The 13644-nt window shown below is 48.4% G+C and carries 9 protein-coding genes; 7 read left to right on the forward strand and 2 right to left on the reverse strand.

The window, feature by feature from the left end; all coding sequences use genetic code 11:
* Window positions 1-247 precede the first annotated feature (247 nt).
* The 7 genes from NDI48_22955 to NDI48_22985 all read left to right on the forward strand — a co-directional run bounded on the left by NDI48_22955 (window position 248) and on the right by NDI48_22985 (window position 12150).
* A complete protein-coding gene (locus NDI48_22955) occupies window positions 248-670 on the forward strand; it encodes a GPW/gp25 family protein (protein ID MEP0834028.1) in 423 nt (140 codons plus the stop codon).
* Window positions 670-2874 carry a putative baseplate assembly protein gene (locus NDI48_22960; GenBank protein MEP0834029.1) on the forward strand — a complete coding sequence of 735 codons (2205 nt, stop codon included), beginning with the start codon at window positions 670-672 and terminating at the stop codon, window positions 2872-2874. Before NDI48_22955 ends, NDI48_22960 begins: the two co-directional genes overlap by 1 nt.
* A gap of 204 nt (window positions 2875-3078) precedes the next feature.
* On the forward strand, window positions 3079-4125 hold the full coding sequence (locus NDI48_22965) for a phage tail protein (GenBank protein MEP0834030.1): 1047 nt from the start codon (window positions 3079-3081) through the stop codon (window positions 4123-4125).
* Between the two features lie 209 nt (window positions 4126-4334).
* The gene (locus tag NDI48_22970; GenBank protein ID MEP0834031.1) at window positions 4335-5798 is read left to right on the forward strand and encodes a DUF4159 domain-containing protein; all 1464 of its coding nucleotides are present in this window, start codon (window positions 4335-4337) and stop codon (window positions 5796-5798) included.
* A 19-nt stretch (window positions 5799-5817) separates the two neighbouring features.
* A complete protein-coding gene (locus NDI48_22975) occupies window positions 5818-6876 on the forward strand; it encodes a DUF3365 domain-containing protein (protein MEP0834032.1) in 1059 nt (352 codons plus the stop codon).
* 5 nt (window positions 6877-6881) lie between these two features.
* Window positions 6882-9002 (forward strand): WD40 repeat domain-containing protein, encoded by a 2121-nt coding sequence (locus tag NDI48_22980; protein ID MEP0834033.1) that lies wholly within the window; start codon window positions 6882-6884, stop codon window positions 9000-9002.
* A 214-nt stretch (window positions 9003-9216) separates the two neighbouring features.
* The gene (locus tag NDI48_22985; GenBank protein MEP0834034.1) at window positions 9217-12150 is read left to right on the forward strand and encodes a hypothetical protein; all 2934 of its coding nucleotides are present in this window, start codon (window positions 9217-9219) and stop codon (window positions 12148-12150) included.
* Window positions 12151-12273: 123 nt separating this feature from the next.
* Here NDI48_22985 and NDI48_22990 read toward each other — a convergent pair whose 3' ends face one another.
* Together NDI48_22990 and NDI48_22995 are read right to left on the reverse strand one after the other, a co-directional pair.
* Entirely contained in the window at window positions 12274-12846 is a 573-nt protein-coding gene (locus tag NDI48_22990; protein MEP0834035.1) for a Uma2 family endonuclease, read from the reverse strand.
* Between the two features lie 220 nt (window positions 12847-13066).
* Window positions 13067-13642 carry a hypothetical protein gene (locus tag NDI48_22995; protein ID MEP0834036.1) on the reverse strand — a complete coding sequence of 192 codons (576 nt, stop codon included), beginning with the start codon at window positions 13640-13642 and terminating at the stop codon, window positions 13067-13069.
* Window positions 13643-13644: the final 2 nt, after the last annotated feature.

Consider the following 13644-nt stretch of genomic DNA (forward strand, 5'->3'; position numbering starts at 1 on the left):
AACGTCCGTTATACTAATTATCCCTTTGCAAGTACAAAGGCTTATCTATCTTTTGAAATAGCTATTTGAAGGGTAATCACCCACAATATCAACGAGGAAGAATTTCGCGATAGCGAAGCGCTGCTGCGCTTCGTAGATCGCCTCACCGCTCAAATGAAAATGAACGCTGTCCTCGACTTTTGGCGAATAGTATACACCCGCTTAGTCTGATAGCTTGGCATCCGTACCGGGCAGGGAGTAATCAAGGATGCAACAGAACAGCCCAGAGGGACAAAAAGCTTACCTGGGTACGGGATGGGCGTCTCCGCTACGAGTCAACCTCCAAGGCAGTATCCAACTCAGTTCCGCAGAACGCAATATCGAAGAATCCATTTGGCTGATTCTACGCACGGATTTAGGAGAACGGGTGTATCGGCCTGAATTCGGGTCGCGTTTATCTGAATTGACCTTTGCGCCGATGAATACTCAAACGTTACTCCTGATCCGTCTATACGTACAGGAAGCATTGGAGATGTGGGAACCCCGTATCGAACTTGATGAGGTGAGAGCCGACCCCGATCCCTTGCGCGGTCGAGTCGATGTGATTATTGAATATCATCCGAAAGACAGTCACGATAATCGTAGCCTGGTCTATCCTTTCTTTCTATTACCGGGAGGGGAGCAGGAGTAGTGGAATTTGATTTTTTACCGAAATTACCGAAATCTAATTTAGACGATCGCACCTACAAGGACTTAGTCGAAGAGTGCATCTTACGCATTCCTCGCTATTGTCCAGAGTGGACGAATTACAATCCCAGTGACCCGGGTGTCACGCTGATTGAACTGTTTGCTTGGTTAACCGACCAAATGTTGCTGCGGTTCAATCGGGTTCCCCTACGGAACTATGTGACGTTTCTAGAGTTAATCGGGGTACGCCTGCAAGCACCCGTCCCCGCTCAAACCGATATTACCTTTTACCTAACCAGTTCGCTACCAGAACCTTACACGATTCCGGGAGGAACGGAAGTGGCAACGGTGCGAACGGAAACGGAGGAGGCGATTGTTTTTAGCACGGATGAGCCGTTAACGATTGGCAGTCCCAGCTTACGCCACTTTCTCACGGCAGAGACGGTGGACGAGGAACCGGAAGTTTTGCGCGATCGCTTCACCAATTTATGGACGCAGCGATCGGATGGACAATGGGAAGGTCGGGAACTGGCGCTGTTCAACGAACAACCTGAACCCGGAAATAGCTTTTATCTCGTATTCGACCCCGAACACCAACTGGCGGGTAACGTTCTGGCTGTCACCTTTAAAGGAGAAGCTGCCACACCCACCGGCATTAATCCCGACGCACCTCCCCGCCGTTGGGAAGCTTGGAATGGTGCTTACTGGCAATCTGTTCTAATCCAAGAAACAGACGACGGCACGCGCGGCTTTAGTTTTAGTGAAATCCGAGAACAAGGGGGGAATCCCCTGCAAGGTGCCGACCTTGTCCTGCATTTGCCGACCCATTGGCCTGTAACTCGCTTTACCACTTACCAGGGTCTCTGGCTACGCTGCATCTACACTCCACCGAATTTAGGTCAGCCTGGATACAGTAGTTCTCCCCGAATCGTCGCTTTATCCGTGCGGGCGATCGGAGGCACGGTGGCAGCCAGTCAAAGTAGTCTGGTTCGCAATGAGCTTATGGGAGAAAGTGATGGAACACCGGGTCAGACGTTCCAGTTGCAAGGCGTTCCCGTTTTAACGCGCCGCGAGGATGAATACATCCTGATTGAACCACCGGGGGGATTACCCCAAACCTGGCATGAAGTGACGGATTTTGCCAATTCTAAAGGAGAGGATTTGCACTATACCATAGATTCACGCACAGGAGTCGTTCAGTTTGGCCCTTTAATTCGCGAACCCAGCCAAATCCAGCAGCAAACCTTCCTCCGTTCTCGCTCGTATCTACCGATGGGGAGCAATCGCTCGATTGCAGAAGAGATTACAGCTCAAGACCTCAATGCCTTAGAGCGTCAATTCGGTGCGGTTCCGCCCAGAGGCTCTAAAATCCGCATGGTTGCCTACCGCACGGGGGGCGGTCAAAAAGGTAATGTGCAGCGAACAAGCCTGACTGTGCCGAAGTCTGCCGTGCCTTACGTCGCCAGGGTGATCAACCATACCCCCGCCCGCAATGGAGCCGATGCCGAATCCTTAGAAGAAGCCGTGATGCGAGTGCCTGCCATGTTGCGAACCCGCGATCGCGCCGTCACCCTAGAGGATTTCGAGACCTTAACCCTACGAGCCGGTAAAGGTTCAGTGGCTCGTGCCCGTTGTCTTTCCCCCACCTCGGTTGATGAGGCGGGACTGATTCGTCTGCTAGTTGTCCCGCAAGCGAATACGGAAGCGATCGCCAGAGCCGAAGGCATCCCGCCCGAATTCTTTGCCCTAACGCCTCGACTACAATCCCAGGTGCTATCTTACCTGGACGAGCGGCGACTCTTGGGCGTACAAGTGCGCTGTCAGCAACCGGATTATGTCGGAGTCTCGGTACAAACCGAAGTAGCCCTAGAACCGGAGTACAATAACTACCGCGCCCAAGAAGACATTTTATTTAAGCTCCGGGTTGCCCTGTACCGCTTTTTCAATCCCCTAACAGGCGGCCCCGATGGAACGGGTTGGCCTTTCGGGCGTCCGGTTTATCCTTCGGATATTGTCACCCTGTTCCAGAAAACGCCTGGGGTACGTTATCTCGGTGTGATTCAACTGTTTGAGATTCGCCAACACGATCAGACTTGGGTGCGGACTTTGCCTTTAGATCCTGTAATTAATCCCGGCCCTCAAGGGTTAGTCTGCTCTTGGGCAGATAATCGCTTACGATCCGGTCATGTTATCAACCTCATCCAATGAGTAGGGTAGTAGGTTGAAGGTTAGCCCGTGAGTTTATATAGCTGTCGGCATAAAGGTTAGGACTTTCTTTAACGGCTCTTGCGACCACTTAGCAGTAATAAATCTTCTACCCTCTGCCTTCTGCCTTCTGCCTTCTGCCTTCTGCCTTCTGCCTTCTGCCTTCTACCTTCTACCCTCTACCTTCTGCCATAACATCCGACATTCATGACTCAAGCACGTTCTGGTCAAAGTTTGTATCTACGGCTGACTCCCATGCAGTTCTCCGAGGCGACACCCACGCCAAGCGGAGAACTTGCGGGTACGATGGCGACGGATACATTGACGACGGGCTGTAATGTGTTCTTGCGCCCTGGAGAACCGAGTGAAATGCTGGTGCAGCTAGAAAACGTGGGCAGGCGCACGCTGCAATTAGATTTACAAGTGGAGGGGGACTTTCCATCCCAGTGGTGTCAAATTGGCATGGAGGGACGCGAACTCCTCCCTGGGCAAAGGATGGAGGCTGTGCTGTACTTTCAGGCATCTCCTGATTTCTTTGAGGATAACCAACTCCAGGATGAGTCTCTGATACTGGATTATCGCAGTCGCTTAGTTGCCTACTACACACCTGAAGATTTAGCAGGGGAGGATGCCTCTCTCACCAATAGAAGAGTTTGTGAGTCGGCTGGCTTCAACTTGTATGTGCGTCCCCGCAGTCTGTACCTGAATTTTCTGCCAGCGCTTTACCGGGAAGTTGACTTTATCGGTCGCTTCTTGAAAATTTTTGAGCAGGCATTTGAACCTGCCGTCCAGAGTCTGGATGTTCTGTGGGCTTACCTTGACCCTCTGACGGCACCCCAAGCCATGCTACCCTTTTTGGCGCATTGGGTGGCATGGCCGATGGACCCGCGCTGGAGTATCCAGAAGCAGCGTCGTCTGATTCGTCAGGCGATGGAAATCTACCGTTGGAGAGGAACGCGGCGGGGTTTGCGTCTCTATTTGCATCTCTATACGGATTTGCCGTTGGATGAGGATATTCCTCAAGAACCGGATAAGCACATCGGAATTGAGGAAGTTTTTGGAGATGGCTTTGTTTTGAGTACGACTCGCATGGGGGAGGATTCGATTATTGGCGGGGGACGACCGTTTCACTTTATTGTTACCCTGCGCCCTGATTCGGGTTTTCAGGTGGATGAATCGTTGGTTCGGTACATTATTGACCAGGAGAAACCGGCTTTTTGTACGTATGAACTTTATATCGAAAGGGGTGGTTAGGGGGTGTTAATTTTTAACAAACCACAGAGGCACAGAGCACACGGAGGAAGGAAGATAGGAGGAGAGGGATAGAGGAATTTTTCTGAGGTTTTAGCAGATGTTAGGGTGAATTTGTGATTGGTGAGTCTTGATTAAATCTGGATGACTTTTCTAGGTTGATCGTGGTTTTTTGGAAGCCTAAATAACAAGAAGTAAATAATAAATAACATATGACTCAGCTATTTCCTACTCCCCCGATTAAGCCTTTAGAGCGTGTTCAGGTTCGTGATGGTCTGTTGATGAATGCCGATCGCTGGCGTCGGGCGCATGAGTACCACCATGAACGTCAAAATATTCATTACCAATCCCTCAATCAACCCGGAATTGTCTGCGGTTTGGGGGTGCGGTTAATTCCCCCACCTACGGAGGTGATTGCCCAATATCGCGATGGGCGTTGGTTGCAAATTCAACCGGGAATTGCTATTGATTTGGTGGGGAATCCCATTGTGGTTCCTGAACCGATTGAGTTTCGGATTTCCTCAGAAAATCTGACACCAGACTCTATAAGTGTCTACTTGGTAGTCAGTTACGTTAATCCTGAGAAATTACGCCGGAAAGAACAGCGTGAAATCATTCAGGAAACGTTTCGGATTGATGAAAAAACGAATCCACCGGGTGACTTAGAGGTGGAATTGTGCCGAATTCTACTAGAACCCGGTGCTGTGGCTGGTGTGGAATCACCGCCCTTACAAAATCCAACCGATGTCTTTTTTCCTGCGTCTAACTCCCTAGATTTACGTTACCGCACTCAAGCGCGATCGCGTTCCCAAGGGGTTGTGAGTATTGCCCAAGTTAATCCCACATCTATTACTGATGAAAAAAGTTTATCGAATCTTTCTTATTTGCTTCAGTCCGTAGCTGCACTTTACCCAGGTTTAGAAGGAGATTCAGCGATTGGGCAAGTCACGTTGCAACCAGAGGACAAGGGAGAAAGAGCCAAACTCTTAAATTATGACTTACTGTTCTTAAATTATCGACAACTCCAACTACTGAAAGAGCGTCAATGGGAGATATTAAGACAGTATTTAGAAGTCGGTGGAACTCTCTTGGTGGAAGCGCCGACGGAGGGCAGTCATATTAAAGAACTCACGGCTGTTAAGCAAGAGTTACAAAAAGCGATCGCTAATTTAGAACTCAACTCAAACACCGCAGAAGATGCTGAACTGTCAACTCTTCGCCAGGAGTTAAAGACTGAACTAGCCAGTGTAAAAACCGAATTAGATGAAAAAATTGACCATATCTCTGTATTATTGAAAGACTTCGCCCAAAGGCTAGAGATGTCTTTAGAATCTCTGGAACGCTTAAACCGAAACCATCCCTTACGCACACAACCCTTTCTATTTTCAGCGCTTCCTACCATTGAGGAACAACCGACGCAAATCTTAATTGGGGGTGGAATCATCTTTGCGATCGGTAATTTATCATCGGCTTGGGGATTAGATGAAGAACTTTCTCTGCCACGAGAAACCATCCGAACCGCTCAAGAAATGGGAATTAATATCCTGCATTTTGCTTGGCGTCGCAGGCAAATGATGCAGGCGCTACAGATGGAAAATGCAAGTGTTCGCAGAGAATCCTCTACTCCACCCAAGAAGCAGAGAGGATTGAAGAATATCTATGACAAATTGGAGTAAATAAGACGGCTAAGTTTTTATGTTGACTAATCTTAAACTCGCTCCAAAATTTACACTACTTCTCTCCCTGGTATTTATTAGCGCTATTGCCATTAGTGGAGCAATTTTATCGCAAACCACCCTGCAAAGAGCTGAAGCAGATGTGGCATATAAAGGAAAGATTCTCATGGGATTAATGAATTCCGTGAGAACTTATACCAATAATGAAATTAACCCCCTCGTAGCACCTAGGGTAGAAACAAATCCAAAATTTATTCCTCAATCCATTCCGAGTTACTCGGTGAGGCAAGTCTTTGAAATTCTCCGCCAAGATGCAGCGTATAAAGACTATTTTTACAAAGATGCTGTACTGAATCCTACCAATTTGCGGGATTATGTAGATGAATTTGAGGTAGACCTTGTCAAGCAATTTCGGGAAGATCCAAATCTAAAAGAAGTATCGGGATTTAGAAATCGATCGGGAGAAGAAGTATTTTATTATGCTCAACCGATTACTATTAAAAAACAGAGTTGCCTACGCTGTCATAGTACACCCGAAGCTGCACCTAAAAGCCAACTCGCGACGTATGGCGCGGAACATGGGTTTGGTTGGGAGCTGAATAAAGTTTTAGGTAGCCAAACGATTTATGTTCCTTCTGAAGAAATTTTTGCAGCCGCCCGCCATAATTTATCGTTAGTTATGGGCATTTTTATCGGAATTTTTGCCCTGGTAATTTTGCTGATTAATTTCTTGTTGAAGCAGGCTGTGATTCAGCCGATTCGACCGATGGCAAGATTAGCCCAAAAAATTAGCAGCGAGCAATTCCTGATGGAAGAAAATGAAGAAGTCGATCTAGCGAGTCTGGAAAAAGTGTCTAAAAAGTCTGACGAATTAGGTCAATTAGCACGGCTGTTCCAGCAGATGGCTCATTCTATCTATGTGCGCGAACAAAGCTTTGCTCAACAATTACAACAACTTCGGAATAAAAGCGACCAAACTCAGGCTCGGACACAAGCGAAAACCAGTGAAATGGCTTACCTTAAATCTTTACAGGAAAAATCCAAAACGATTAGAAGCAAAACCAAAGGCTCTAGTTGATTAAAATGGCAGACAATCCCATCAGTATTAAAGTCTCTGCACAGGTACTTAAATTCAGACCCGGTGGCCCTCCGGCGACCTTTGAAGTGACAGTTGATAATGATAGCGATCGCTTTGCTTCATTTCAATTAGAAGTCGTGGCGGCTGGCGCTGATTCTACTCCGAGTTTTCGCTGGTACACCCTCTCCCCGGAAGTCAGTTCCAAAAAACCCCCAGGAGATAGTACCAAATTCCTGGTGACCATTACGGATTCACCCGTACCCGGCTTTGCCGGCATGATGAACCTCACGGTGCGGGTTTTCTCCCTAGAACTCCGGGATGAGGAACGGCAAGTTTTGCGTCTGTATGTACAAGAGGGTACGGGAGCGAAACCGTTAAAAATTGACCTGCCGGTGCGAAAATTTCAGGCGGCACCAGGAGCACAGGTGGAAATCCCCGTGCGGTTGCTGAACCCGAATCAACAGACGATGGATGTCATGCTCAGTTTTTTAGGAGTGGAGTCATCTTGGTTACTCAAGGGTGCTGAACAACGGTTGCAATTAGACCCAGGCGAACAAACTGAGGTAATCTTTTACTGCCAACCTCCAGATGCGATCGCCCTATCTCCCTGTCAAATCTACCCCTTTACCATTGAGGCAACGCACCACAAAGGAACTGTGGTGCGCGACCAAGGCACCCTTGAGGTTCTGCCGACAGGTTATGTAGATTTCAGTTGCACGCCTCAGCAGCAAACTATCCCAGCCAAAGGCAGGAAGCGCTTCAGGCGTCACACGGAACCTGTAACTTATGAACTGCAATTTGAGAATGCCAGTAACTTATGCTCCGCTGCCAGCATTCAAATTCAGGGTAAGGATTGGCAGAAATGCAATTTAGAGGTGATTCCGCCAGAGACGGAACTTCGTCCCGGTGAGACGAGCACAGCTCTTTTGTTAGTCAGTAAACCACGTCCCCGGTGGGGTATCCGAGAAAAACTGCTGTTGGAAGTCACCGCTATTTTGTCAGATCGGCGGTTAGATTTACGCAATGATACCCAATTTCTGGAATTACGGGTTTTGCCGATTATCCCTTTTGCGCTGCAAGTCCTGGGAGGACTGCTGCTACTGCTGCTGTTATTTCTGTTGTTTCGACCTTTTCAGGGACACACGGCGGCTGTATCCTCTGTGCGCTTCAATGGATTAGCCGATCGCGTGATTAGTGGTTCTGCCGATCAAACCATCCGCCGTTGGACTGTTCAAGGTAATCAGCTAAAACCCATGGGAGTGTTTGGACGGACGGGTAAAGCGGTGCGTGTCGTTCGCTTTAAACCGGTGAACAACGACATTGTCGCCGCTGGGTTGGAGAATGGGGAGATTCAACTGTGGGATGTGTTGGCGAATCGCAAAGAACCGTTAGAGTTCTTCTTTAATGACAGAGATGACCGAGTTTTAGATTTGGAGTTTACGAAAGACTCGCGCTACCTATTTAGCAGTCATGGTAGTGGTTTAATCCTCGCGTGGGATTTGGAAGGTGAAGCATCAAACGCTCTGAGTAATAGCAAAAAGCCTCTGGCTAAGCTCAAATCTGACTTTGCTGTGTATGATTTGGCAGTAGTGGGTACAGGCGGAACAAATTTAGCGATTGGCGGACGGTATAACCGATTAGTCGTGTGGAATATTACGTCCAACAAAATCCGCCGCGTCCCCTATCGGCAAGGCGACCAAAATAGTTATATCCAGAGTCTTGCCGTCGCTGGTGATAAGCCGAATCTGATGGCAACGGCTGATAATCAGGGAAATATTACTTTATGGGATATGCGCCAATGTTTAGCGAAGGATACTAAATGTGAAATTCTAGATGAATGGTCAACGGGTCATGGTGGTAAACCCGTGCGTTCTGTGAACCTGAGCAAAGATGGGTGTTATTTAGCCAGTGCTGGAGATGATGGACGGGAGATGCTTTGGCCTTTGACGATGGATGGTGCACGCGATCTCAAGTTCTTGAATGGCAGAAAACTGGATCAGTTTCCCACCAAAATTAATGATGTGAATCTGATTTTACGGGGGGAAGATATTCTCGTGGTGAGTGGTAGTGATGACCATGGGGTGAGGTTGCGTCGTGTGGAAAAGAGTAATACAGGTTGCAAGTAGATGGGGTGGGAAGTTTGGTTTTAATTAACCACAGAGGCACAGAGAACGCAGAGGAGAGAAAGAAACAGAAAGAGAGAGAGGGAGGTTGGTTTTTTGTGTTTTGAACAGGGAAAGTGACGGAAGGTAGAGAATTCTCTCTCAATCGGAGCGATTGCCCTAAAGGGGTACCAGTGAAGCGGTTCGCTAATTGCCACAGAAGCCAGGAGTCACAACGATGGCGAGGAAGACACGCGATGTCGGTTCTATAGGGACAGAACGCCAAGAAGATAAAGGTCTAAGCATGGGCGATATCCTCATGTTGCCTGACTCTCAACGGCGAGTTGTGCAATGGATGATGCGTCAGGGAGACTGCGCGTTGCACGATGTTGCTGCGAATACGGAGCAGGATGAGGGAGATGCTGCGATCGCACTGTACGATTTGATGGAGCAGGGCTTTGTCCAGGAAATAGAAGTAGATGGTGAGACACTCTACCGCATTCGTCTTGCTTCCAAAGAAGGCATCAAGCAGTTACCTCAAACTATCCAGCAAGCGCTAGCACCGGGTAAACCGCTGGCGGTGATTCCTAATCCATCGGGAGATTATGCTGTAATCGCCGGGTCAACTTTTGAGCTGTGTGTCACTGTCAGTAATAAGGGGAATCAGAGTGCCTTAATCGATATCTATATTGATGAAGTGTCGCAGATGCTGCGTCAGTGGTGTGATTCGCCTTTTGAGCGGCTGGCGTTAAGCCCCAAATCGACGAGTGAGGTGGTGTTTCAGTTTCAGGTACCGCCGCAAACTTTAGCGGGTACCTATCACTACCAGCTTGTCGTAGATGCGCCGCAACATTATCCCGAAGATACTCCGATTCGTTACTCCCAGCGCCTCCAAGTTTTGTCGGCGATTGAGGATGCGGTAACGGTTAGCGACCCCACGTTTACGGTTATCCCCGCGACTAGCTCAGTTGCACCCCTTGTCATCCAACCCGGACAACCGCTACAGGTTACGGTTTTAGTGGATAACCGCTCTGATCGGGTAGACCGTTTTTGGCTGGGTTGTTCGGATTTGCAGGAAAGCTGGTTTACGGTACGCTATCCCGAAGGCTTACAGTTACCGGGTTTAGTGACGACGAGTGATGGGTTAGACCTCAACCCCGGTGCGAAGGGCGAAATTGTCCTGCTGTTGCACCCGCCACTCAATGCGCTAGCGGGGAATTACTTTGCCACCCTCCGCTTACAATCTGCCAACCATCTGGATGCGGTGCTGCTGGATGTTATCTACCTCCAGGTTCTCCCGGTTTACCTGATTACAGTTGAGCTTCGCACACTCTTGGGTCAGGTGAAACGGTCGGCTGGATTATTTGAAGTCCGGTTGACGAATGCGGGGAATACGGAACGGGACATTATCGTCCGCACGATTAGTTTTGATGAAGACAACCTGTGTACCTATACCTTGGAACCGGTTGAGGTTCGGATACTGCCGGGATCGGTGGGAATTGTTGCCCTAGAGGTAGAACCGACTCAGTGGTGGCGTCGTCCAATTTATGGGGGTGGCAGACTGATCCACTTTGGCGTCGAACTCGAAGACCCAAAGTTGCTGCCTGTGCCGAACGATTTGCCCCAAGGCGCTTTGCTGTGGGAACCGCGTCCTTGGTGGCAGTTTTTGCTGGTGTTGTTGGTTGGGGTTGGCACGCTGGCTGCGATCGCATTTCTGATTTGGTGGCTGTTTTTTCGACCCCCTGCCCCCCCCAAGATTGTGGAATTCTCTTCAGATAACCCAGCCTACCAAGAAGCAGAGGGTGATTTTGTTCAGCTCAATTGGCAAATTCGTAACCCCCGACAAATTCAGGCGATCGCATTAACGGGTCAGTCGCCGGATGGGTCAGCTTCTGTGCAACCTGTAACTTACGATTTCAGCAAAGGTGTTCCCAACCAGCTCAAAGAATTTTGCATCATCCGGGCGATGCTAATTTGCAAACATGTCCGCACGGAAGCACGTCAAGCCGGGAATTATGTATTTGAACTCAAAGTATTTTCTAAACGGAAAAAAGACACCGCCGCAGATTCGGTGAAAACCAATACGGTTAAAATTCAATCCGTAGAACCCCCAAAAATTAGCGAATTTGTATCAACAAAACCCATTTACCAAGAAGCCAGTGTTAGCAGTAGGGGCGGTGTCTCCGTGCCCGCCCAGAAGCCGGGAGTAAATTCTGTTCCGGGAGATATGATTCTCCTGAATTGGAAGATTAACAACCCAGAACAACTCAAAGAATTAAGACTTATTGCTCGATTACCTGATGGCTCAGCCATTAGTGGATTGCGACCTTTCAACTTCAGTCAAGGAATTCCTAAAGAACTGCAAGAATTTTGTCAACTCCCCCAAGAATTAATCTGCAAAAATATACCGACAGGCATTCGCAAACCCGGTGATTATATCTTTGAACTCACAGCCGTTCCCAAGAAAGGAGAGGAAGAAAAGCCAATCTCAGTCAAGACAGATACGATTAAAATTTTGCCGACTATAGTCCCGATTAAGATTGTCGCCTTCAAGGTCAATGGTAAGGATGCGGGGGGTAAATATTTGGTTCCAATTAATCCAGAAAGGCCGATCAGACCCCTCGCTTTAACCTGGCAAGTAGAGGGGGGTAAAGATATGAAAGTGGAGATTCTGCCTGCGCCGGGAACGGTTCCGCCTGTGGGTGCGATCGCATATCCTTTAAGTCAGCAACCTGCCAGTGAAACCGTAACACTTAAAGTAACCAATGGGACGGGTCAGGAATTCAGCCGTTCTGTGACGTTTGAAACGGTTATCCCCCCACAACCCGAACCAGTCGCGACTCCCGCAGCACCGACTCAACAAATACCCATGCGTCTTCCAGGAATACCCACACTCTCCCCAACTCCTCCTGCGCCACCACCCCCTTCCCCGTTACTCCTTCCCTCTCCAACCTCTACTTCTCAAACACCTTTACCGTCACCCTCACCCGCAGGTTCCCCCTCCTCCTCACCTTTACCGTCACCCTCACCCGCAGGTTCCCCCTCCTCCTCACCCGCAGGTTCCCCCTCTCCTTCGCCTACAGCGTCGCCCTTGCTCTCTCCTGGCGGTTCGCCGTCACCTTCCGACCCGGATACTCTCTCCCCATCTGAACTACCCCCTCGCTTTGATTAGACTTTGAAGAATAGAACTTACACACTTGCCTCTCTGCCGCTTATTTTTAAAACGCAAGTGAATGGTTAAAAAACGTATTTTTCAATAGGCTTTTTATAGCCAAAATCAGATATTACTGGTAATTCAAACATTACCGGGTTTCAGCCAGCTAAATAACTCACCAACGCTTAACTTTAAATCTGCAAGAAATTCTGGAGTTGGGAGTAACTGCTCTGACTCTTGCAAAAATATGGGTTGTTGAGAAGCAGGATAGGCAAACACAGATTTCTCTGCTGGATCGATCAGCCAACCCATCTGACAACCTGAATTGAGACAATGCAGAATATTACTGATTACTTTCGTCTGGTTTTGGTCTGGAGATAAAATCTCAAGTGTCCAGTCTGGATGAGCGGCAAAAACATTGGCAATATCACCTTCTTCATCCAAGGGAATGCGATTCCAAGTAAAAACAGCAATATCTGGCACGATGGAACGTCCACCAAAGGTACACCGGAGTTCTGGAAATGCCCAAGCAATCCGTTGCGGCTTGACTACCGCATTAATTGTTGTAATCAGTTCTCCCTGAATTGTGCTGTGTTTTCCTTGAGGCATTGGTTTTTGAATGATTTGACCATTGATGTATTCGCTAGCAGGTTCAGTTTCTGGTAGTTGCAAAAACTCTGCCAGGGTTAATGGTTTCGTAGGGACTTGAACCATAGTTTGAAGCTCTGATGCCGAATATATTTATTGTCTCAAGTTTCTACTATCTATGGGCAAGCCAATGAGAGCACTTTGCAAAACAGCTAAATGGTCGCTAGTCGGATTGAGTGTAATTTACATCCTTGGTGCGTATGGGCAGATTATTCCGATCCTTGTCTTTCTGGTTGCGATCGCAATTATGCTCCCATCGGCTGAACCCCTGCTAATCCTGCAACGTCTAATCAGGGAAGGCAAATCCTGTGCGAGGATCGCGGATATAAAGCCCTAGAACTAACGATTCCATCACCGTGTCCCATACGGGAATCAGGCGCTCGGCATCATCTGCCCAATAGTCAAACGTAATCAAACACTGAACTCCAGAACCCAACCCAATAGCAATGCGGGAATAGGCTTCGCGGTTTTCTTGGGGGTCAATAAATTTGATTTGAGTCCAAACGATACGGGCTGTTTGGCGTTTGAATTGAATCACTTCTCCTCGCTCAATGACATTCCGCTTCTCCTCTCGAACCGTCTTTTTTAAGAGCGGAACCAGCGGAAAATCTGCCCAGTTGCCAGGGGGTAATAAATTGAAAGAAGCTTCTAAGCGGCAATCATCATTCGGAGGCTTTTTGTCGAGAAACCGAAACGATTTCGTATCCGGTTCAAAATGCCAATCTTCGGGCACATCGAAGCGCAACGCTCCTCGCCCTGCGACAAAGATCCGAGTTCCTGGTTTTGATTCCCAGTTATGGTCTTCTTTGAGTTCTAGAGTTTCCTTAAGCCATTGGAGATTATGCTTTTTGCCCTTAGCCATAG

Origin of the sequence: Microcoleus sp. AS-A8 (genome assembly GCA_039962225.1) — a bacterium.
In the GTDB taxonomy this organism is placed as follows: Bacteria; Cyanobacteriota; Cyanobacteriia; order Cyanobacteriales; family Coleofasciculaceae; genus Allocoleopsis.

Excerpts from the sequence above, each read along its gene's own strand:
- NDI48_22955 (MEP0834028.1), top strand. The coding sequence starts at position 248 with ATGCAACAGAACAGCCCAGAGGGACAAAAAGCTTACCTGGGTACGGGA.
- NDI48_22965 (MEP0834030.1), top strand. The coding sequence starts at position 3,079 with ATGACTCAAGCACGTTCTGGTCAAAGTTTGTATCTACGGCTGACTCCC.
- NDI48_22970 (MEP0834031.1), top strand. The coding sequence starts at position 4,335 with ATGACTCAGCTATTTCCTACTCCCCCGATTAAGCCTTTAGAGCGTGTT.
- NDI48_22975 (MEP0834032.1), top strand. The coding sequence starts at position 5,818 with ATGTTGACTAATCTTAAACTCGCTCCAAAATTTACACTACTTCTCTCC.
- NDI48_22980 (MEP0834033.1), top strand. The coding sequence starts at position 6,882 with ATGGCAGACAATCCCATCAGTATTAAAGTCTCTGCACAGGTACTTAAA.
- NDI48_22985 (MEP0834034.1), top strand. The coding sequence starts at position 9,217 with ATGGCGAGGAAGACACGCGATGTCGGTTCTATAGGGACAGAACGCCAA.
- NDI48_22990 (MEP0834035.1), bottom strand. The coding sequence starts at position 12,846 with ATGGTTCAAGTCCCTACGAAACCATTAACCCTGGCAGAGTTTTTGCAA.
- NDI48_22995 (MEP0834036.1), bottom strand. The coding sequence starts at position 13,642 with ATGGCTAAGGGCAAAAAGCATAATCTCCAATGGCTTAAGGAAACTCTA.